Consider the following 22,494-nt stretch of genomic DNA (forward strand, 5'->3'; position numbering starts at 1 on the left):
CATTAATCTCTTGTTTTAAGAACAGATGATTGATGAATTTTGGAGAGATTTTCTTGATCAACCAGATGCGTAGGATAATATCCAGTAAAATAATGGTCAGTAAATTGTGGATCGTCGTTATTTCGTTTTTCTCCTGCTACAGCAAGATATAATCCATCCGTTGAAAGAAATTCTAAAGAGTCTGCTCCAATAAAATTACACATAGATTCTAAATCTGGATATTGATTCGCTAAAAGGCTTTCAGCTTTAGGTGTATCAATGCCATAAAAGTCAGGATAGAAAATCATAGGGCTAGAAATGCGCATATGAACTTCTTTTGCTCCTGCATCGCGAAGCATGCGTACAATTTTAAGGGATGTTGTTCCTCGTACAATAGAGTCATCAACCAGAATAACACGTTTTCCTTCAATAACAGGACGGTTTGCAGAATGCTTTAATTTGACACCAAAAGCGCGAATTTGTTGTGTTGGTTCGATAAAAGTGCGGCCAACATAGTGATTACGAATAATACCAAGCTCAAAAGGAATTCCAATTTCTTGTGCATAGCCAATTGCGGCAGGTGTTCCACCATCTGGAACAGGAATCACGACATCACCTTCACAAGGGGCTTCCTGTGCTAAACGGATTCCCATATTTTTGCGTGTTGTATAGACACTACGTCCCCCAACGATTGAATCTGGGCGGGCAAAATAAACATATTCAAACAAGCAAAGTTTTTCTGGTTTTGCATTTTCTGGTTTTATAATTTTTTTCGTAATTTCCTTATTTTTTTGTATTTCACATATGATGATTTCTCCATTTTTAACATCACGGACATATTTTGCTCCAATAATATCAAGAGCACAAGTTTCAGAACAAAAGATAGGCTTACCATCAAGTTCTCCCATCACGAGAGGTCTAATTCCTGTTGGATCTCGTGCCGCAATAAGCTTTGTACGTGTGAGCGCTAACATAGCATACCCACCTTCTACTTGCCGAATTGCATCAACAAAACGATCAGAAGACGATTCATAACGTGAGCGGGCAATAAGATGGAGAAAAACTTCTGAATCTGACGTTGATTGACAGATAGCACCGGAAGCGATGAGTTCACGGCGCAATGTAAGACCATTGGTAAGATTACCATTATGCGCAATAGCAATACCTCCAACTTTCAATTCAGCAAAAAGAGGTTGAACATTGCGTAATGCCACTTCTCCAGTTGTTGAATAACGGGTATGTCCAATAGCGCGATTACCTGGTAAGCGTGCAAGTGTGGCAGGGTTTGTATAGTGATCACCAACAAGACCTAAATGCTTTTCTTGATGAAACATTTTATTGTGATAAGAAACAATACCAGCTGCTTCTTGCCCACGATGCTGGAGTGCGTGGAGTCCAAGAGCGGTTAATGTTGCTGCCTCTTCATGCCCAAGAATGCCAAAAACCCCACATTCTTCATGAAGGGTATCATCATCTAATGAAAATTTTTGACAGGAAATATCGCTTTTGATCATCATATTCTTTCAGTTGTGATAGAGAGGAATCACTCATATCACATTTTACATCATTTAGTTCTCTTTCCTTATGAAAAGCTATTCTCCATTTTTGAGAAGTGTTTTTTCAGGAGGGTGTTGCTTATTCGTATATTTATCGCTGTCTTTAAATAAACTTTCTGCCTTTTCGAGAACAGATCCAAGATCTTTTGGGAGTGTTTCCCAAACTTTTTGTCCCAGTGAATCTAAAATAGGCCTTGTTTTAGCATCTTTTAACCATTTTGCTTGGTGTTCGGGTTTGATCAGGGCATTAATTAGCAATATACCGATGACCATAATTAGTAAACCGCGAAGTGCTCCAAAAATAAAACCAATAGTACGGTCAAGGATACCAATTCGACTATCAATAATAAAATCGGAGATTTTCATTGTAATAATCGAAGTAATGATGAGAACAATAATAAAAATTGTGACCAATGTTGTGATCAATGCAATCATTTTATTAGAGAAATATTGTCCAAAGAAAGGTAAGACAGGTTTGAATAAAAACAGAGTTGTAACAGCTGCAACTGCCCAAGAAATCAACGATAAAACCTCACGTGAAAACCCTCGAAGCATAGCAAGAAAAGCGGACAACAGGATGATTACTACGACAATTCCATCAAGGATTGTTATGATCATTTGTTTGTTCCTTATATATAAAATTGTTTTCTTTAAATCTGTATGCAAATATACTTCAGTTATGTCATTTTTTATTCTTATAGCAAGGATATTTTGTATTTTATAGCATTTTTTCTATATTATCCTGCCTGTGGCGTAGATCATTTTTTACTTGCAGTAAGAGTGGCAATGAGTTCGGAAAGGTCGGAGAAAGTTTTTTGTTGAAAATTGAGCGACTTCATCATTTCGGTTGTTGTCGTGGGATGAAATGCTCCCTGAAAGCCGAGTTTTTTTGCTTCATTGATGCGTTGTGCTGAATGTGCAACAGCGCGAGTAGCTCCTGAAAGGCTGACTTCACCAAAATATACATAATCGGTTGGCAAAGGGATATTGGCAAGAGAAGATACCAAAGCAGCGGCTACAGCTAAATCCGCAGCAGGTTCTGATATACGATATCCACCTGCTACGTTCAGATAGACATCATGCTGTCCAAAACGAATGCCGCAATGGGCTTCTAAAACGGCAAGAATCATAGAAAGACGATTTCCATCCCATCCGACAACCGCACGTCGTGGTGTTCCAAGGGAAGAGGGAGCAACAAGGGCTTGAATTTCCACCAATATCGGTCGTGTTCCCTCCATCCCCGCAAAAACAGCAGCGCCAGGTGCTTTTTCATTGCGTTCTCCTAAAAACAATTCGGATGGATTTATCACTTCGCGTAATCCTTTGTCAGACATTTCAAAGACACCAATTTCATCTGTTGGTCCGAAGCGATTTTTTACAGTTCTAAGAATGCGATAATGATGCCCTCCTTCACCCTCAAAATAGAGGACGCCATCAACCATATGTTCAACGACCCGAGGACCGGCAATTTGCCCATCTTTTGTCACGTGACCAACAAGAATAACAGTGGCTCCTGTTTTCTTAGCAAAGCGTATCATAGCTTGAGCACCAATACGGACTTGTGTGACAGTGCCGGGTGCTGAATCTGCCGAATCCGACCATAAGGTTTGAATCGAATCGATAATCACCATATCAAGGTTTTTATGCTCGCTTAAGGTTGCAAGAATATCTTCAACATTGGTTTCAGCAGCAAGTTTTACTTCTGTATTATGAGCTCCAAGCCTTTGCGCACGCAAACAAATTTGCGCAATAGCCTCTTCACCTGAGACATAGATCACATGATATCCTTTGCGTGATAAAGCAGCCGCTGTTTGTGTTAGTAATGTTGATTTTCCAATACCTGGATTACCACCAACAAGGAGAGCTGATCCACGGATAAAGCCCCCTCCGGTAACACGATCAAGTTCAGCAAGACCAGAATGAATACGTGGAGCATCTTGGATATCTCCAGAAAGAGATGTAAGAGCGACAATGCGTCCTTTACGTGTATTGTTTTGCTTAGGACCACTTCCTATGCCGCCATTTATATTTTCTTCAACAAGAGAATTCCATTCTCCACAGGCACTACATTTCCCTGCCCAACGAGAATGGACGGTTCCACAATTTTGACAGATAAATTGAATACGAGGGCGTGCCATGGTGATTTAGCCAATTTGCTCTGGAAGATAATTGCTATCTGCCAGATCACTAAAGCGTGTAAAGTCAGATTGAAAGGCAAGGGGCACGATTCCTGTTGGCCCGTGACGTTGTTTTGCAACAATAACATCAGCTTTTCCCATAATTTTATCCATTTCATCTTGCCATTTTTGATGTTCCACAGTGCCTAATTTGGGTTCTTCATTTTTGAAATAATATTCTTCGCGATAGACAAAAAGGACGATGTCAGCATCTTGCTCAATTGAACCAGATTCACGTAAATCCGAGAGTTGTGGCCGTTTATCCGTTCTGTTTTCGACTTGACGTGAAAGCTGTGACAGAGCGATAATAGGGATATTCAACTCTTTAGCTAAGGCCTTGAGCCCAGTCGTAATTTCTGTGATCTCTTGAACACGATTTTCTGATGAACGTTTTGAACTGCTTGTCATGAGTTGGATATAATCAATAAACAAGACATCTAAACCATGTTGCCGCTTAAGACGCCGCGCACGGGCAGCGAGTTGCGTAATTGATATTCCCCCAGTTTGATCAATATAAAGAGGAGCTTTTTGGAGCTGGTTTACTGCACGAATTATTTTTGAAAATTGCTCATCTGAAATATTACCCCGTCGAATATCAGAAGAAGAGACTTCTGTTTGTTCAGAAATAATACGCGTTGCAAGCTGTTCTGAGGACATTTCAAGGGAGAAGAACCCTACAACGCCTCCTTCATTTTCCTGGATATTGCCATTGTGATTATAAGCATTAGCAATGTTAAAGGCAATGTTGGTGGCTAGTGAAGTTTTCCCCATACCAGGGCGTCCTGCAAGGATAATTAAGTCAGATGCTTGTAATCCTCCCATTTTTTCATCAAGTGTTTTAATATGGGTAGCTATCCCCGATAATTGTGAAGAGCGCTTTTTCGCAGCACTTGCCATATCGATAGCTTTTTTGACAGCCTCATTAAAATTTTCAAATCCGCCTCCATATTTCCCTTTTTCTGCGAGCTCAAACAACTGATTTTCAACAGTTTCAATTTGTTGGGTAGGCGTAAGCTCTACAGGAGCATCAAAGGCTGTATTGACAACTTGAGTTCCAAGGTTAATCAAAGAACGACGGATAAAAAGATCGTAAATAACGCGTCCATAATCTTCAGCGTTAATAATGGTGACTGCCTCTTTGGCTAAGCGAACAACATATTGATATACGGTAATATCTCCAATTTTCTCTTCCATTTGGATATAAGGCTTGATCGTAACCGGATCTACACGTTTTCCTGTTTTAATAAGGTGAGATAAAACCGCATAAATCTTTTTATGCAACGGTTCAAAAAAATGTTCTGGCTTTAGAAAATCAGAAACGCGGTCGAGAGAATCATTATTGATAAAGATGGCACCAAGTAATGCCTGTTCAGCTTCAATATTATGTGGAAGTTGCCGAAAAGAAGGAGAATCTTCTTTTTTCGAAGAGATGACATTAACAACGCTAGTTTCTTCCATAATATTTTTCCACTAAAATTCTGATTCTAGCTACTTTAGGCGATAAATTAAAGGACGCACATAATAAAGAATAGAGCTACAAAGCTTCATTTTAAGTTAAAATCATATAATTTTTAAAAACTCTCTTTTCGTTGCTCATTGATTATTCGTGTATTATTTATATAACATATTTTTCCTATGTTTTATTTTTATAATATGTGATTTTTAAGTGGCAGTTCCGATAATCTAAATTTAAGTATGTTGAAGTTGTATGATCTTAAAATTCTAATATTGGTGTAAGCAGAATTACTTTTCTGTGGTTGAAATTATTTCAGATCATATGAAGATGTAATCAACTTACCACTCACGCAAACCTTACTCTTAGGATAGAATTTTAAATTATTTTTTATTTCCATGCTGGAAAAAATACTTCCTTTTAGTGATATTATCATTTTAGGCATGCAATATCTTTAGATAATATATTTTCTAATTCTTTTAAAAAACAGCTATACACGATAGTCATAAAATACTCAATTTTAAAGCGTGAGTATTTTATGACCAATATTATAAATGAAATAAAAGAGATAAAACAGAAAGCAAAAGAAACAATTAAGCTTCTTGATGAGGATTGTTTATATCGTTGTCATTAATTTCTTCTGCCAACAATTCCTCCTGATTTTCTTCTAATATTTCTTCTTGAAGATTATATATTTCTTCAGCAGAAATGAGCGTTTCACCTTCTGCTTGGCGTTGTGCTTCACTGGCGGAACGTGCAACGTTAACAACCACAGAAATTTGAACTTCAGGATGGAGGCTAAGAGTAATTGTATGAAGCCCGATCATTTTTATTGGATGATTAAGTTCAATTTGATTTCGCCCAATAGAGAAACCTTCATCTGTTATGATTTCAGCAATATCACGCGTTGACACAGATCCATAAAGTTGTCCTGTTTCACCAGCAGAACGAACAGCAATAAAGGATTGACCATCAAGTTTTTCAGCAATTTTTTGTGCTTCGCTTTTGCGTTCAAGATTACGTGCTTCAAGTTGTGCGCGTTGGATCTCAAAATGTTTTTTATTAGCTTCATTTGCGCGTAAAGCTTTCCCTTGAGGCAGGAGAAAATTACGTGCATAACCATCTTTCACGGAGACAATATCACCCATCTGACCAAGATGAGGAATGCGCTCAAGTAGAATAATATCCATAGTTTTTCCTTTCGAACAAATAAATAAATTTAGGGAAGTTTTTTGCGTGATTGAAAGTTGTATTGAATAGCAGCCCAAATACCCATCAAAAGCATCATGATAGGAATGGGTGGGAAAAAAAAGACAGTTAAAATAGCAATATAAACAAAAGAAAGTATAATAATCCGACCGTTGATTCCTTTTGTAATATTGTGAAGATAGGCTAGACCGCTAATTGATATGATGACAGTATAAGCAGAGATAAAGACAAGTGTAGCAAAATTAAGAGAATCGCTCAATTCAGCCATTGATGCGATGGAAACAAGGATGAAAATAACAATTCCAGAAATTGGAAGGCGAAGAGTTTTGCTCCAGTCATCTCTAGGTCTTTTCAGCCACTTCATATATTGGGCTGTTATCATTGAAAAATAAAGATTACCAATGAGAAAAATCAAACTATAAAATACCATAGCGATAGCTGCTAAAATTGCAGCATGTGCCATTAAAAAATCACTAAAGTTAAGTATATTAGCTTCTTTTAATGCCGGCAATTGTTGTAGAGCTTGTACTATATTTTCAATGATTTTTTTTGCAATGAAAGGAGTGTTTGGACTGGCTTTCACATAGAGTCCAATAAAGGTAACTATAAGAGCAATAAAGTTGGTTAAATGAAAAATAACGGATGATAATGGGTACCATATCAATGTGTTTTCTTTTTGCGCTGTTTTCGCAAGCCCAAGAAGCCAAGAGGCATAAACAGCAGGAAGAAAAAATAACAGCATAAGCCCAAGTGCAATATAGATATCCGTGGCAATGAAAAGAATAACAGTCGCACTTATTAGGGCAATAAAGCTGGCAAATGTTCCTTGACTGAACGCAACAATAAAAATTGGCAATGAAAAAAAGCAGCCAAGAAGAAAAGAAAAAAAGGGAACGATATTGGCAACCCTAATAATTGCCATTCCTATCACAACAGCAAACAATCCCGCCAAAACACCGGTTAATATCTTATAAGTACGATTTTCATTCATTTATTGCTGTCCTGCCTTCTGCAGTTAGAGGCATATCGATACCCCAACTTTTATATTTAATAGCTTAACATAAGATACAATGAGCTATTTTTCTAAACCATATAAGAAAAGCAACTGGAGAACTCCTCCAGTTGCAAAGTGTTTTGATCGTTTACTTTATAACGTATGGAAGTAAGCCTAAAAAACGAGCGCGTTTGATAGCATTAGCTAATTCACGCTGTTTTTTCTGACTAACAGCTGTAATTCGTGAAGGGACAATTTTTCCACGTTCAGAAATATAACGTTGTAACAATTTGATATCTTTATAATCAATTTTAGGAGCATTAGCGCCTGAAAAAGGACATGTTTTACGACGACGATGAAAAGGGCGACGCGCAGAGTTTTGATTTATATCAGTCATCATTCTACCCCTTCCATAGCATTTTCACGTTGACGACGCGGGGAACGAGAGCGCTCTTCATCCTGACCAACGTGAGTATTGCGATCAAGATGTGAAAGCATCGCAGATCTTTCTTTTTCGTGTTTTTCTACACGAATAGTCATGTAGCGTAAAATATCTTCATTGATTCGCATCTGACGCTCCATTTCAGCGATTGCTGCAGTTGGTGCGTCAATATTAATCAATACATAATAAGCCTTGCGGTTTTTACGAATACGATAAGCAAGAGGACGAAGTCCCCAATTTTCTACACGCCCAACCTTTCCACCGTGCGTTTCAATGACACCTTTGTAAAGGCTCAAAAGTTCATCAACTTGCTGCGGTGCAATATCTTGTCGGGCAAGAAACATATGTTCATAAAGAGCCATTGTTTTGCCTTTCTTCAATTAAATCTTACCGGTTTTAGCGCAAAGCCTCTGCGACTTGTCTTTTTTGGAAACCCAAAGAAGAAAGGACGCGTTTACGATTTGAGACATCTCAGAGCGGAGACACGGGAGGCCGGAAACATTGTATTTCCTACTGATATTTTTCAGCCCTCCGTTCAACCTCCAGCTAAATGCCGGCAACGAACATTTCATATCTACAGGTTATCTCTTAAAATAGCAAGTTTATGCACATAAAAAAATGGATTTATTAAATCTTGATATATTATCAATATATTTCCCTCTTCTACAAAGAGGTAGTGCTGTAACATACAGATAAAGGAGAGAAAAATGGATTTTTTAAACCAGATTGATGTTATGCTCTTTAAGATGTTTGTAGGCCACCATCAGTCTTGGTCAATTTTAGTGTTGTTTAGTGTTTTTTGTGCAAAGTTTTTAATTTACATTATTCCTCTTCATCTTTGTGTGTTGTGGTTTTGTGGTGGAGAAAGGGAACGATGTGTTGTACTAAGCATTTGCTTGAGCATTTGCATAGCTCTTTTTATAGGTTATCTCATTTCTCTCATTTATTTTCATCCACGCCCATTCGTTGTAGGGTTGACGACACCACTGATTAAACATCGTGCAACAGCTTCTTTTCCTAGTAATCATGCCTTGACCATTGCATCATATGCAGTAAGCTTTTATTTTTTCGGATACAAAGGTACTTTTAAATTTGCCGTGGTGTTTTTATGCTTGATTTGTTGGGCACGCATATTTGTGGGTGTACATTATCCCTTTGATATTTTAGCAGGTATAATTTTAGGAAGTCTCATAAGTCTGGGCGTTATTCAGTTTATAGCCCCATATTTTCCTAAGTTTTTATATCAAATTCCACCCTTAAAATATAATTTGAAGAGAGAATTTATTCTAAATAAAGCACTTTATCTTGACTTTTTGCGGATGAATAAGGTCAAAAGAAAATAATTTAATTGCACAATTTTAGGAGTCTATTAATGGGTGCAGCTTTTATTTTTCCAGGGCAAGGGAGTCAACTTGTTGGAATGGGGAAGGCGCTTACAGAGCAATTTTTTGCGGCGCGAATAGTTTTCGAGGAAGTTGATGATGCTTTGGGTGAAAAATTATCAGAGATCATTTTTGAAGGACCAGCAGATGTTTTAACGTTAACAGCCAATGCACAACCAGCATTAATGGCTGTATCCATGGCTGTCATTCGTGTGATGGAGCACTTAGGGCTTCGTATAGAAGAAAAGGTAAAGTTTGTTGCTGGTCATTCTTTAGGTGAATATTCGGCTCTTTGTGCTGCTGGTACATTGAGTCTCACAGATACAGCTAGGCTTTTGCGCATTCGTGGCAATGCTATGCAGGCTGCTGTTGCAGTTGGTGAAGGCTCTATGGCAGCACTTATTGGTTTGGAAGAGCACGTTGTGGAAGAAATTTGCCAAACTGTTTCTGGAGAAGGACTATGCCAGATTGCCAATGATAATGGTGGTGGGCAAATTGTTATTTCAGGTAAAGCAAAAGCTGTTGAGGCTGCGGTAGAAATTGCATCAACAAAAGGTGCAAAACGTGCACTTCTTCTTCCCGTGTCTGCACCTTTTCATTCGTCTTTAATGCAGCCTGCTGCGGATGCCATGAAGAAAGCACTTTTGACTGTTAACAAAATAACCCCTATGGTTCCTTTGATTGCCAATGTTTCTGTTGCACCAGAAAGTGATCCTGAGCGTATTGCTACTCTTCTTGTTCAACAAGTGACAGGAAGAGTGCGGTGGCGTGAAACAATAGAATGGATCGGTGTTAATGGGGTTGAGACGCTTTTTGAAGTTGGTTCTGGAAAAGTATTAACAGGTTTAACGCGCCGTATTAACAAGGATATAAAGGGGGTAACAGTTGGAACAGTTGATGAAATAGAATCAGCGCTAGGAATGCTGGGCGTTTAATCTATAAGGAGTAAAAAAATGTTTAGATTAACAGGACGTAAAGCTCTTATAACGGGGGCATCGGGAGGAATTGGTGAGGCAATAGCACGTTGTTTTCATGCAAGGGGAGCCATGGTTGGACTTCATGGAACACGTGAAGACAAGCTCAAAGAAGTGGCTGCAGAATTAGGACAGAATGTTTTTGTGTTTCCTGCTAATCTTTCTGAACGTCTATCGATTAAACAATTGGCTGAAGTTGCAGAAAAAGAAATGGATGGCGTTGATATTTTGGTTAACAATGCCGGAATCACGAGGGATGGTCTTTTTGTGCGTATGCAAGATAAAGACTGGGATGATGTCTTAGAAGTTAACCTAACAGCTGCTTCTCTTTTGACGCGCGAATTAACACATTTTATGATGCGTCGTCGTTATGGAAGGATTATTAATATTACATCTGTTGTTGGTGTTGTAGGAAATCCTGGACAAACGAATTATTGCGCAGCAAAAGCAGGGGTGATAGGTTTTTCTAAAGCATTGGCAAAAGAAATTGCTTCACGAAATATTACTGTCAATTGTATTGCTCCAGGATTTATTCAATCTGCAATGACAGATAAGCTTAATGAAAAGCAAAAAGAAGCCATTATGGCTGCGATTCCAATGAAGCGTATGGGAAGTGGGCAAGAAATAGCCACTGCCGCTGTTTATCTAGCGAGCGATGAAGCGGCTTATATGACAGGACAAACTCTCCATATTAATGGTGGAATGGCAATGATTTAAGTATTTTCTTGTATTCCACATTGATTTATAAGCTGTATTATTTTAGATAGGAATAACGATTGAAATGGAAAGATGCGCTATTTCTTTAACATGGTTATTGATCAATTGATGTCGGAATGTCAGATTGGTTCATTTTGTAGGGGATATCCACAGGATGTTTTAAATCATTGCTAAAATCTTTTAAAGGAATGCATCTATTGCTTGATTAGATGAGCCGATATAGTTAACCAAATTATAGGAAATATAAATTCGAGGATTTCAACATGAGTGATACAGTAGAGCGCGTTAAGAAAATTATTGTGGAACATCTTGGGGTGAATGCTGATAAAGTTGTAGAAAATGCGAGCTTTATCGATGATCTAGGGGCTGATAGCCTTGATACGGTTGAACTCGTTATGGCTTTTGAAGAAGAATTTGGTGTAGAAATTCCAGATGAAGCTGCTGAAACGATTTTCACAGTTGGTGATGCAGTCAAGTTCATTGATAAAGCTTCTGCATGATGATTAAAGGGCAAAGGCATTCATTGCTTTTGCCTGTATTCTGCGGGGCTCCTTTGAAAAAAGAGCTTTGAGAGCTAAAGTTTAGTTCAAGGTTAGAAGTTATGAGACGTGTTGTTGTTACTGGTTTAGGATTGGTGTCTCCATTGGCTGGTAATATTGAATATAGTTGGAAACGACTTCTTGAAGGGAGAAGTGGTGTTCGGCGTATTACTGAATTTGATGTGTCCGATTTGCCATGCCAGATTGCAGCGCGTATCCCCTTAGGGGATGGAACAGAGGGGACCTATAATGCTGATTTGTATATGGAACCTAAAGAGCAACGTAAGGTTGATGCATTTATTGTTTATGCAATGGCTGCTGCTAACCAAGCACTTACAGATGCTGAATGGTTTCCTAAGAGTGATGAAGATCAGATTTGTACGGGGGTATTAATCGGTTCGGGGATTGGGGGGATTGAGGGCATTGTTGAAGCTGGTTATACACTGTGTGATAAAGGTCCGCGCCGTGTTTCTCCTTTTTTTATTCCAGGTCGTTTGATTAATCTTGCTTCTGGTTATGTGTCTATTCAATATGGTTTACGGGGACCTAATCATTCGGTTGTGACAGCTTGTTCGACAGGGGCCCATGCGATCGGTGATGCGGCACGTTTGATTATGTTTGGAGATGCAGATGTCATGGTGGCAGGGGGGACCGAATCTCCGATAAATCGTATATCTCTTGCGGGATTTTCTGCTTGTAGAGCTCTTTCTACTTGTCGCAATGATGATCCTGAACGGGCCTCACGTCCTTATGATGTTGATCGTGATGGTTTTGTGATGGGGGAGGGAGCGGCTGTTGTTGTTTTAGAAGAGTTGGAACATGCCAAAAGGCGAGGAGCGCGTATTTATGCTGAGGTTATAGGCTATGGTTTATCGGGTGACGCTTATCACATTACAGCGCCTTCAGAAAGTGGTGAAGGGGCTCAGCGTAGTATGATGGCCGCTCTTAAGCGCGCACAAGTGAATGTGAGTGAACTGGATTATATTAACGCCCATGGTACATCAACAATGGCTGATTCCATAGAGCTAGCAGCTGTTGAGCGTGTTTTAGGAAATTATGCACCACAAGTTTCTATGTCATCAACGAAGTCTTCTATCGGGCATTTACTTGGTGCAGCCGGTGCTGCGGAGGCTATTTTTTGTGTTTTAGCTATACGAGATAATATAGCGCCAGCGACACTTAATCTTGACAATCCATCGATTGAAACAAAAATTGATCTTGTCCCACACAAACCACGTGAACGAAAAATTGATACGATTCTTTCCAATTCTTTTGGATTTGGTGGGACAAATGCATCGTTGGTGATGCGACGTTTTAGGGGATAATAAGTATTTCCACTTAATTTCTGTTTGAGTTTTTACCTTTATTATAAGGTAAATGAGAAATTACAATATTATCCTTAATCGCTATTGAGGGGTTAGGTCCGATGTGAAAAATGGAACATCACTAAAGGACGTAAGTGATTCCTCTTCGAATCATTGAGCGGATAATTGCGGTATGTTAACACATAAAAAACAAAAGAAATCATCTATCGTCCGTAATCCGTTGGTTATTCTTGGTCATTTTTTTCTCATGCTGATTGTGATTATTCTTTTCGGCATAAGTGCACTTCTTTATATTGGAAAAAGTATTTTTGAAGAAAAGGGGAAAATTGAGGAAGAACAAGTTGTTCTTATCCATCCGGGGACAGGAATTCGTGAAATTGCTTCATTACTAGAAAAACGTGGTTTCATTCGATCATCAGATATTTTTGTTTATGGGGTTGGTTATTATAAAAACACAAGTCACCTGAAAGCTGGTGAATATTTAATGCCAGCCCATGCTTCAATGCACGATATTATGGATGTTCTTGTGAAAGGAAAATCCATCGAATATACATTTACAGTACCAGAAGGTTTAACGGTTCAGCAAGTTTTCGATCGATTAGCGGAAAATGAAATTTTGATTGGAGATCTTCCAAAAGTTTTGCCTCCAGAAGGCTATTTGATGACGGATACGGTTCGCTTTCTTCGGGGGACAACGCGTAAAGAAATTATAAACAGATTGCTCGAAGGACAGAAGAAATTAATTCATGCAATATGGGCTATGCGTTCACCTGATTTACCCATTAAATCAATTGATGAATTTGTCATATTGGCTTCAATTGTTGAAAAAGAAACAGGAGTTGCAGCAGAGAGACCAATGGTTGCTGCGGTATTTTATAACCGCCTTGCAAAGCATATGCGTCTTCAATCGGACCCAACGGTAATTTATGGTCTCTTTGGAGGAAAAGGAAAGCCATCGGGCCGTGCAATTTACCGTTCAGATCTTGAGAAGGAAACACCCTATAATACTTATAAAATTAATGGTTTGCCTCCAACAGCTATTGCAAATCCAGGTCGCGATTCATTGAAGGCGGTGGCACATCCACCAAGCAGTGATGTGCTTTATTTTGTTGCTGATGGTTCAGGAGGACATGTTTTCTCTCGAACTTTAGAGGAACATAATGCGAATGTTCGCAAGTGGCGAGAATTAAAGGCAAAACATTGATTTATAATGATACCGCATCTTTGGGCATTGTAAATGAGAACCTCAAATAGAGTAAGATTTTTCACCTTAAATTTTTGATGAGAATGATAAAAAATCATTTTCTCGTATGTTATAAGTGGGATTAGCGTATCGATACAAAATATTTAAGAAAGAAATTAATATATTTTATGATAAATTATCTCAATGAAAGTGTAGAATAGCATGGAGAACTGCTAAAAAAATAATTGATTAAGGAAAAAGTTGAGATAAGGTATTGTTCAAATTTTGAAAAAAATTTATAAACAAAGTAGAGTGGTGGAATGACAGTCATTGAAAGTGAATTGAATACTCTCAAAAAAAATCAACGCCGTGGTTTTTTATTTATTCTCTCTTCACCTTCAGGGGCTGGTAAATCAACAATTTCTCGGTTGCTTTTAAAAGATGGACAATTAGAGCTTTCTGTCAGTGTGACCACAAGGAAAAAGCGTCCCAGTGAAGTAGATGGACTCCACTATCATTTTATTTCACAGGAAGAATTTGAATATAAACGTGATAGAGATGAATTGATTGAATGGGCAGAAGTACATGGGAATTATTACGGCACGTTACGTGAAACTGTTGAAAATGCATTGAGTGCTGGCCGTGATATGTTATTTGATATTGATTATCAAGGCACCAAGCAGATGCAAAAAAAGATGCCAGGAGACACCGTATCTGTTTTTATTCTTCCACCATCAATGAAAGAGCTTGTTTCGCGTTTACATCGTCGAGCAGAAGATAGCCAAGATATCATCAATTTACGATTGGAAAATGCACGAACGGAGCTAGCGCATTGGCGTTCTTACGATTATGTGGTTATTAATGAGGATTTAGATCAATCTTTATCACTTATTAAATCGATTTATTTAGCTGAAACAGTAAAACGCGAGAGATGTGCTTYTCTTGGCTCTTTTGTTGATAAACTTATTGCTGAAAAGATTGATTAATATTTTTATTGTTTTTAAAAAATGATACTTTTTAAGTTATCAAATTCGCTAAAGTCACAAATTCAGAAATTGAAAGTGTTTCAGCACGGCGTGTTTCATCAATTCCTGCTTTTTTTAAAAGTATTTCATCTCCAAGAGTTTTAAAATTTTGACGAAGCATTTTTCGTCTTTGTCCAAAAGCGGTTTTGGTTACAAAGCTTAGTTTTTGTGCAGAGCAGAAAAGAGGCTGTCTTCGCGGCATGATATGAACAACGGAAGAAGTTACTTTAGGCGCTGGTGTGAAGGCTTGAGGAGGAACATCAAAAGCAATTTTAGCAATAGTACGCCATCCCGTTAAGACACTAAGACGTCCATAATGAGAAGATTGAGGTTTTGCTGTAATACGTTTGGCAACTTCACGCTGAAACATTAAAGTCATTGATTCATAAAAAGGAGGCCATGGTTCCACTAACAGCCAGTTTAGTAAGAGTTGTGTTCCAATATTATAGGGAAGATTCGCAATAATGCGAGGTTTTTCTATAGATGTTTCAAAGAGTTTTGCAAAATCTTGTTTCAGTGCATCATTACAAATAACTTTTAATTTGTTCGGATAGTGCTTTTCTATTTCTAAGAGAGCTGGTATGCAGCGTTCATCGCGCTCTATTGCTGTTACAATCGCGCCCTTTGCTAGCAAGGCACGCGTAAGCCCTCCAGGACCAGGCCCCACTTCAATAACAGGTTTTCCTTCTATATTTCCTGCTTGATGAGCAATTTTAGTTGTTAAATTCAGATCAAAAAGAAAATTTTGCCCCAAAGGTTTATGGGCTCGTAACCCATATGTATCAATGATTTCACGCAGAGGAGGGAGATTATCTATTGGCATGTTATCGAATTATTTTTTGCAAGTTGATTTGCAAGTTTAAGAGCAGCAATAAAGCTTTCAGGAGAAGCTATGCCTTTATCAGCAATGTCAAAAGCAGTTCCGTGATCTGGAGACGTACGAATGAAAGGTAGACCTAACGTGACATTAACGGTGGTATCAAAATCTAATGTTTTAACAGGGATAAGAGCTTGATCATGATACATACAAAGAGCAACATCATATGTTTTTCTTGCGTGCTCATGAAACATTGTATCGGCAGGAAGCGGACCTGTAATATTGAGTCCTTTCTTTTTAAGATATTCAATAGCAGGAGTGATAACCTCAATATCTTCTTTTCCCATTGCACCTTCTTCTCCAGCGTGAGGATTAAGACCAGCGATAGCGATCCGAGGTAACGTTATTTTAAATCGTGTTTTTAAGTCATATTCAGTAATGAAGGCCGTTTGAATGATTAAATAACGGGTCAGCTGTGAAGGAACATCTTTGAAGGGGATATGAACAGTTATTGGTACTGTTTTTAATCGAGATCCTGCTAACATCATAACGGGATGATAACATTTATGAAAAGCTTTATGGGCCAAATCGGCTAAAAATTCTGTATGACCTGGAAATTGAAAACCGGCATCGTAAAGATTTTTTTTGGCAATAGGACAAGTAACCAATGCAGAAGCATGCCCACTTTGAATCAATTGAATACCACGCTCAATAGCTTCAATTATTCCAGCGGCATTGTTTGAAGAAGGAAAACCTAATTGATCACTTTGTTTGTTTTTTAATGGTATAATAGGGAGAGCGTTTTGAAAATTTTTGACAGGATTGGTGGTGAAAACAGATTCCACTTCAACATCCATCTGTAAAAAACGAGCGCGCGAACGAATAACATCTGGATCAGCGATAAGCGCAAAAGCTGGAACTTGACGAGTAACACGCAAATTCCACGCTTTTAGAGCTATTTCAGGACCAATTCCGGCAGGATCACCACCACTAACAACGAGAGCAGTCATTATTGAATACGTGCTACGCGCCGCAATTCTTCTAAATATTTTTCGCTTAGTTTTTCAAGTTCTTTCGGGCTTCTTTTTTTATTATCTTGAAGAGAAAATATCAACCGAGCAACATAATCATCAGAAACCCTTTTTATTTTGCAAACAGCAATTGCTTCGATTCCATCTGTTGTTTCTTGTAATTTTGTCATTTTCCCAGCAGGTGTCGCAAGAATAGCTTGCTCCCATGCAGAGGGAAGTTGAGGTTCCAGAAACTTTCCTAAGGGGCGGATCGTAACGTCTAAAATACCCCTTGCTTGATTGTGAGCATTTGCACATCCACGGAAATGTGCGCGGAAATTGCTTGCTTCTCTTTGACGTCTTTCAAAGATTTCTGAGCGACGATGTGCAGGAATAACAAAAACAATGCGCTGTAATGTATATTCGTTGGTTGAAGGTTTAACACCACCATTTTTTAATATTCTGCGCACAGCTTCTTGTTCACTAACCATACCCATTTGAGCTTGATAGCGTGCGCTAACAAGACGCCCCCATCCTATTTGTCCACGGATGTAATTTTTGAAATGTTGCACAGTAATATCATTTTGGATCAGAATCTGGTTGAGCTGATCAATTATCATATTATTTTGCGTTGCAAAGTTTTCAAAAGCTTTATCAACTTCGACATTGCTTACCTCGACATTACGGCGTTTTATTTCAATATTTTTGAGCTCTTCTTCGATAAGCTCTTTTTTAGCCTGTGCCACCAAATTGCCTTGCTTTTGTTGCAGTCTGAGAAATGCAACACGCCTTTGTATATCATAATTCGTGATAGGATTGCCATTAACTGTAACAGCAATAGCAGTCTGCGCAAAGGCCAACGGAATCGAAAATTCATTTATGAGCAGGCTACTTACGCTCAAAGACGTAATACAAAATAAAGCAAGAACACGCTTTTTCAATTTATTCATGTCAATAGGCTTTCGCATTGTTTATTAATTCTCATCAGTAACTTAAACTATACGCTTTCTTTCATAAAAACAATAATAAGTTAAAACACTTATATATTCTCTTTATAAATTTGGATCTATCTTTTTCCCGATATCTGCGATTGTACGTAATGAAAGAGAGAAATTAAAGTTTTGCAAGGGGGGGGGGCTTCCCGGATTCATTACCTGTTGATAACCGAATGTCACCCCGAAACATTCATCTGCATAATTCAAGTTAATTCCTCGTTTTACAAATGTACCAGACACGAGATCATAACCGGCGTTGCTATTAATGTACCAATAGTCTGCCAGTTTGAAGCCCGTTTGAAAAGAAATTTCTTGGCGTTCTTGTGGATATTCATAATTCGGTTGGCTTGCAATATAAGCATATTGTACAGAGGTCCAAAAAAGTTTCCACTTTTGTGATACTTCAATTTCACTACGGCGGATTTTTCCTGTTTTTTTGTCAAAGCGTCCACGCGTTTCTAAGGAAAAACCGTTTTTATGGGTTGCACCAAACATTGCAACATAGTCTGAACGTTTTGCCTCTAAGCTAGAATGAATACCGACATTAACAAGGTCCTTTTCTGCAAAAGAATTCTTTCCTGCCAGATGAAAGGATTGTCCAATGAGACCATAAAGAGACCAGTTGTCATTAAAGTTTCCAGAATATCTTAGACCTATATTAGCTCTTGTCCCACCTTCTACACGATCATAACCAGAAAATTTATCTCGTTGAAAAAGAGTGGTTGCATCAAAGACAAAGCTTTGTGCATCTTCATTAGGAAGTTGTCCGATATATTGTTCGTTATTGCGTATAAAAATTTGTGCGGTTGGTTCTATAATATGTGTAGAATGAGCAGCTGTAATGAGGAAGGGATAGCGTGCCTCTAATCCTGCTGTTGCCATGCCACGAATTTTTGAGCCGCGCATTGCGGATAAAGCATTGTTTTCTAAATAATTTTCTTGTCCATTGATTGTAAGGATATCGGCCCGTAGAGAGAAAAGGGGGGTTAATATGAGGCCATTGCGCGTGTTAAAGCGCTTTTTCCACTCAACTTCATTTGTTAAACGCAAACTATTTCCAGCCATACCAGAAAGTCGTAAAGTGTTGAGAGGATTTTCGTTCAAGTCGGGTGAACTGAAGTCGGCATGACGACGGTAAATTGATTGTATATTGCTATGGAAGGTAAGTGCTCCATTATAAATGGGCTCATCTGGTGTAAAAGAATAATCGATGCGTGGTAGAACCCATGCTTGCTGAGAGTGACGTTCATAATGGGGATCGTTCAATATCGAATCTTGAATTTTAAAATGATAAAAACGCATGTCAAAATAGTTTTTTCCTGCAATACCATTCAGATAGATCTGAGAAAGTTGTGTAGGATCGCTATAGTTTTCAAGCTTATAGGCATGACTAAAATTCCGATCGGATTGTGCAAGAATATCCCATCCATAAGTCCAGTGTGAATTAATACGAAAGTCTCCCTTTGTCGCCAGCATATAACGGTTTTTATGCTGTGCATCAATCGTATCATTGTCAAATCTATGCGGTTTCATTTGATATATGTGAGCAAAACGAATGTTATAACTGCCCATTTTTAAACGCTGACGCCATTCTCCTTCTGTTAAAAGCCCTTGTTGAGTATAAACCGTAGAAGAAAGTGTAAAATCATAATGGGGAGCGAGATTCCAGAAATAAGAATTTTTCATCCCCATACCGAGATAATCAGTATAGAAAAAATGGGGCGTAAGCAGACCACTAGCACGCTTGACAGTTGGATCATAGAGCTCAAAATTTGGAAATTTTATAATCGGTACACCAAAAACTTCAAAACTGCTATTTTCAAACCGAATTTTTTTTACGCTATTATTCCATATAATCTTTCTGGCTTTAATTTTCCACAGGACCTCTCTATCTGGTTTATAAGAGCAAGGTTCACAGGCTGTATAGGTTGCATTTTCAAAGATTGTTACCTGATTGTTTTTGCGTGTAGCATTTTGAGCGGTAAAGTGCACATTGTTGGCTGAATCAATCCGTAAAGCGTTTACAAAACCCTCGCCAAGATCTTTGGTCATATCAATTTGATTAGAGTAAATTTTATTACCATCTTTTTGAGTGATTTCAACGTTTCCTTGTGCTACAAGCCGGCCTGTATTTTGGTTGTAAATGATTTTTTGAGCGACAACTTTATTGCCATCATATTCAACTTGGACATTTCCTTGTGCAGAAACAGTGTTTTCATCACGATTGTAGATGAGTTCATCTGCGGAGAGCAAAAGAGGCAGTTCCGAGTTTTTAATGCGACTTTGAGAAGAAGACATAAGGCTTTGAGCGTGTGCACAATAAGGCAAGGCTCCCGTTAAAATAACCGCCATCACACGTCTAAAAGCGAAAGCACTTAATTTTGTTAAAATGATTTTCTTACGCGTTAATGCTTTCACTTAACCATCCTCTTTATGAAGTAAAAAAGAGATTCCCAAGAATAATGCAATAACGACAGGTGTCCAGGCGGCAATAATTGGTGGAATATATCCAGCGTTACCAAAAGCTTGAACAAGTACGGAAATAACATAAAGCGTAAACCCAGCTATTACGCCACCAAGAATCAACGTTCTAGATTGCCCAAAACGCGTAAAATTTAAAGATACAGTTGCTGCAATGAGAGTCATTGCCACAAGCAATGCCGGTAAGGCAATCAAAGATTGTAAATACATGTCAAAATTATTAGCAGAATAGCCAAATGAACGTGCGATCATAATTTTTTTAGGTAATTGGTAAAATGGAATAGTTGCGGGATTCACTAAACGTTCCGTTAAAAATTCAGGTTTTAGATTGGTTTTTATTTTTAATACGGTAAATTTTTCAGGAGGATGCCCTATTTTATAGATTATTCCATTTGTTAAGAGCCAAGCGCCATTGGTCAAGGTTGCTTTTGGGGTATTAATCCAATTTTTGACGGTTGCGTCGTCTTTGTATTGGACAAAGGTTGCATCGAGAAGAGAAAGTCCTTGATCGGTGATAAATTTAGCACCAATGGTGGTTCTGCCTAAATCCGTATGCTGTGTGAACCAGTGGATACGCGTATTATGAAGAGATGTTAATACATTATTATTGCGCCATTCAGTTATCTTTTTTTCTGCTTGAGAAAATCCCCATGCAGCAAGTGGATTAATGAGAAAAATTGAAAATAATCCCAAAAGAAAAGCGCCCAAACAAGCTGGCATAAGAAATTGCCATGCAGAAACACCGATTGAGCGAGTCACGACAAGTTCAAGCTTTTTGTTAAGCGAAATAAGCGTTGCCATTGCAGAAAAGAGTGCAATAAAAGGAATAAGTTGTTGCATAATAAAAGGGATGCGTAAAACAGAGAGGAGAAATGCGTCTTTTGCTGTATAATGTGGAAGGGAAGGTAGCTTACCAGAATTTTCTGTAAAATCGATTAAAAGAGCAAGAACAAAAATACTTCCCCAAAAATAACACGTTATTTTAAGGTAACGTATAAAAAAATAGCGTCCAAGTATCCACCCAATCATGATATTTTATCCAGAGAATCTTGAGATTTTCGATGTTCAAATTTGTTCACTACTTTTTGAAAAATGATTTGAAGTACCTCATTAAATTTTGTGGGGAGTCCAATTTTATGATTCGTTAAAAGTATAAAAAAGACAAAAATACTTATGCTTATGGGTGTAATATAAAGGAGAGGAATATATGCAAGATCGTTCTTTGCTTTTTCGGCAAAAAAATACCCTATCCAATAGACCAGAAAAGAAAGAGCAATCGCCGAGAAATTTGCTAAATGGCGTCCTTGTCGATGAGAGCATACATCTCTTGCCGCTGCTAATGCAATAAGTGTAAAAACGATTGGATAGAGCCATTGTGTTAATCGGCGGTGAAACTCAGCTTTATATTGGAGTGGTTTTCGTTGATAGTAGGGATCTGTTGGGTCAGGGTTTTGTAAATAAGAAAGAGATCGATCTTTGGGATAAAGAGTAGGTGTTTTATCACTGGGAATAAACTCTCCTAGGCTAAAAGTATATGCGCTAAATTGAACGATTGAAACACTATTATTGTCGTGATTGACTCTTTCTATTTCACCGTTATCGAGGATTAAAAAACGACCATTTTGATTGCTTATAATGGAGGCTTTTGTTGCATAATAAAAAAGATCCGTTTTAGGGTCACGCTGGTCGGCGATGAAAAGACGTTCAAGTGTTCCGTTTGGATTCCGTTTGCCAATTTCTATGTAAAGGTTATTGGCGAGTTTTTGAAAGCTCCCTTCACTAATGAACAGATTAATAAGATCAAAATGCGCATTTGCTAGCATTTGTCGCATATGAAGGCGCGCTTGAGGAACAACAAAATTAGCGATAGAAAAGGAGATACATGATGCAACAATAGCAAGAAGAAGAATAGGTTTCCAAACAGTACTCTTAGGAAAACCAGAGGCATTGATGACAGCAAGTTCGGAGTCTTGATTCATTGCTGAAAGGATGATTGTAACTGCGATTACTAATGCAAATGGAATGACAAGAAAAATAACCGAAGGAACCAATGAGAGTGAAAATTGCAAGACTGTAAGGAGTGTTTGTTTACTTGTTGTGAGAAAGTTTAGCCGTGCAAGAATCTGCACCGTCCAACTAACGCTCACTGCTGCAATCATCACTGAACCAAACAAAACAAAGACACGTTTCAGGATGTAAAACTCAATAATACGCATAAATTAGGGATCACCCTCAG

At 38.2% G+C, this 22,494-nt stretch carries 20 protein-coding genes and 1 pseudogene; 7 read left to right on the forward strand and 14 right to left on the reverse strand.

Features of this window, described 5'->3' with window-relative positions; translation table 11 throughout:
* Window positions 1-2 precede the first annotated feature (2 nt).
* From purF to rpsF, 8 genes are all read right to left on the reverse strand, one after another.
* The gene (gene purF / locus HWX04_RS02965) at window positions 3-1,493 is read right to left on the reverse strand and encodes an amidophosphoribosyltransferase (RefSeq protein WP_175868762.1); all 1,491 of its coding nucleotides are present in this window, start codon (window positions 1,491-1,493) and stop codon (window positions 3-5) included.
* A gap of 78 nt (window positions 1,494-1,571) precedes the next feature.
* Window positions 1,572-2,153, reverse strand: a complete 582-nt coding sequence (locus HWX04_RS02970) for a CvpA family protein (protein ID WP_175868738.1) — start codon at window positions 2,151-2,153, stop codon at window positions 1,572-1,574.
* Between the two features lie 140 nt (window positions 2,154-2,293).
* Window positions 2,294-3,673 (reverse strand): DNA repair protein RadA, encoded by a 1,380-nt coding sequence (gene radA / locus HWX04_RS02975; protein WP_175868739.1) that lies wholly within the window; start codon window positions 3,671-3,673, stop codon window positions 2,294-2,296.
* A gap of 6 nt (window positions 3,674-3,679) precedes the next feature.
* A complete protein-coding gene (locus tag HWX04_RS02980; RefSeq protein ID WP_175868740.1) occupies window positions 3,680-5,170 on the reverse strand; it encodes a replicative DNA helicase in 1,491 nt (496 codons plus the stop codon).
* 588 nt (window positions 5,171-5,758) lie between these two features.
* The gene (gene rplI / locus HWX04_RS02985) at window positions 5,759-6,355 is read right to left on the reverse strand and encodes a 50S ribosomal protein L9 (RefSeq protein WP_175868741.1); all 597 of its coding nucleotides are present in this window, start codon (window positions 6,353-6,355) and stop codon (window positions 5,759-5,761) included.
* Between the two features lie 29 nt (window positions 6,356-6,384).
* Window positions 6,385-7,365 carry a hypothetical protein gene (locus HWX04_RS02990; RefSeq protein ID WP_175868742.1) on the reverse strand — a complete coding sequence of 327 codons (981 nt, stop codon included), beginning with the start codon at window positions 7,363-7,365 and terminating at the stop codon, window positions 6,385-6,387.
* A gap of 151 nt (window positions 7,366-7,516) precedes the next feature.
* Complete coding sequence (rpsR, locus tag HWX04_RS02995; protein WP_175868763.1) at window positions 7,517-7,765, reverse strand: 30S ribosomal protein S18; 249 nt, start codon at window positions 7,763-7,765, stop codon at window positions 7,517-7,519.
* Window positions 7,765-8,172: a 30S ribosomal protein S6 gene (gene rpsF, locus HWX04_RS03000; RefSeq protein WP_175868743.1), complete on the reverse strand. Its 408-nt coding sequence runs from the start codon at window positions 8,170-8,172 to the stop codon at window positions 7,765-7,767. The genes rpsR and rpsF overlap by 1 nt, the downstream gene beginning before the upstream one ends.
* A 345-nt stretch (window positions 8,173-8,517) precedes the next feature.
* On the opposite strand from rpsF, the gene HWX04_RS03005 reads away from it, so the two are divergent.
* From HWX04_RS03005 to gmk, 7 genes and pseudogenes are all read left to right on the forward strand, one after another.
* Window positions 8,518-9,153 carry an undecaprenyl-diphosphatase gene (locus tag HWX04_RS03005; RefSeq protein WP_175868744.1) on the forward strand — a complete coding sequence of 212 codons (636 nt, stop codon included), beginning with the start codon at window positions 8,518-8,520 and terminating at the stop codon, window positions 9,151-9,153.
* 29 nt (window positions 9,154-9,182) lie between these two features.
* The gene (gene fabD, locus HWX04_RS03010) at window positions 9,183-10,127 is read left to right on the forward strand and encodes an ACP S-malonyltransferase (protein ID WP_175868745.1); all 945 of its coding nucleotides are present in this window, start codon (window positions 9,183-9,185) and stop codon (window positions 10,125-10,127) included.
* Between the two features lie 18 nt (window positions 10,128-10,145).
* Window positions 10,146-10,883: a 3-oxoacyl-[acyl-carrier-protein] reductase gene (fabG, locus tag HWX04_RS03015; RefSeq protein ID WP_175868746.1), complete on the forward strand. Its 738-nt coding sequence runs from the start codon at window positions 10,146-10,148 to the stop codon at window positions 10,881-10,883.
* Window positions 10,884-11,146: 263 nt separating this feature from the next.
* Window positions 11,147-11,383, forward strand: a complete 237-nt coding sequence (locus HWX04_RS03020) for an acyl carrier protein (RefSeq protein ID WP_004860281.1) — start codon at window positions 11,147-11,149, stop codon at window positions 11,381-11,383.
* A 101-nt stretch (window positions 11,384-11,484) separates the two neighbouring features.
* On the forward strand, window positions 11,485-12,747 hold the full coding sequence (fabF, locus tag HWX04_RS03025; protein ID WP_175868747.1) for a beta-ketoacyl-ACP synthase II: 1,263 nt from the start codon (window positions 11,485-11,487) through the stop codon (window positions 12,745-12,747).
* A 103-nt stretch (window positions 12,748-12,850) separates the two neighbouring features.
* Window positions 12,851-13,951 (forward strand): annotated as a pseudogene (gene mltG / locus HWX04_RS03030) (endolytic transglycosylase MltG).
* 299 nt (window positions 13,952-14,250) lie between these two features.
* Entirely contained in the window at window positions 14,251-14,916 is a 666-nt protein-coding gene (gene gmk / locus HWX04_RS03035) for a guanylate kinase (RefSeq protein WP_175868749.1), read from the forward strand.
* A 31-nt stretch (window positions 14,917-14,947) separates the two neighbouring features.
* On the opposite strand, the gene rsmA is transcribed toward gmk, so the two are convergent.
* The 6 genes from rsmA to lptF all read right to left on the reverse strand — a co-directional run bounded on the left by rsmA (window position 14,948) and on the right by lptF (window position 22,474).
* Window positions 14,948-15,778, reverse strand: a complete 831-nt coding sequence (gene rsmA / locus HWX04_RS03040; protein ID WP_175868750.1) for a 16S rRNA (adenine(1518)-N(6)/adenine(1519)-N(6))-dimethyltransferase RsmA — start codon at window positions 15,776-15,778, stop codon at window positions 14,948-14,950.
* Window positions 15,769-16,782, reverse strand: coding sequence for a 4-hydroxythreonine-4-phosphate dehydrogenase PdxA (pdxA, locus tag HWX04_RS03045; RefSeq protein ID WP_175868751.1), 1,014 nt, complete (start codon window positions 16,780-16,782; stop codon window positions 15,769-15,771). Before pdxA ends, rsmA begins: the two co-directional genes overlap by 10 nt.
* On the reverse strand, window positions 16,782-17,732 hold the full coding sequence (locus HWX04_RS03050; protein WP_175868752.1) for a SurA N-terminal domain-containing protein: 951 nt from the start codon (window positions 17,730-17,732) through the stop codon (window positions 16,782-16,784). Before HWX04_RS03050 ends, pdxA begins: the two co-directional genes overlap by 1 nt.
* 102 nt (window positions 17,733-17,834) lie before the next feature.
* On the reverse strand, window positions 17,835-20,195 hold the full coding sequence (locus HWX04_RS03055) for an LPS-assembly protein LptD (protein WP_175868753.1): 2,361 nt from the start codon (window positions 20,193-20,195) through the stop codon (window positions 17,835-17,837).
* Entirely contained in the window at window positions 20,196-21,287 is a 1,092-nt protein-coding gene (gene lptG / locus HWX04_RS03060) for an LPS export ABC transporter permease LptG (protein WP_175868754.1), read from the reverse strand.
* Window positions 21,284-22,474: an LPS export ABC transporter permease LptF gene (gene lptF / locus HWX04_RS03065; protein WP_175868755.1), complete on the reverse strand. Its 1,191-nt coding sequence runs from the start codon at window positions 22,472-22,474 to the stop codon at window positions 21,284-21,286. Before lptF ends, lptG begins: the two co-directional genes overlap by 4 nt.
* Window positions 22,475-22,494 lie beyond the last annotated feature (20 nt).

It is taken from the genome of Bartonella gabonensis (assembly GCF_903679515.1).
Lineage (GTDB): Bacteria > Pseudomonadota > Alphaproteobacteria > Rhizobiales > Rhizobiaceae > Bartonella > Bartonella gabonensis.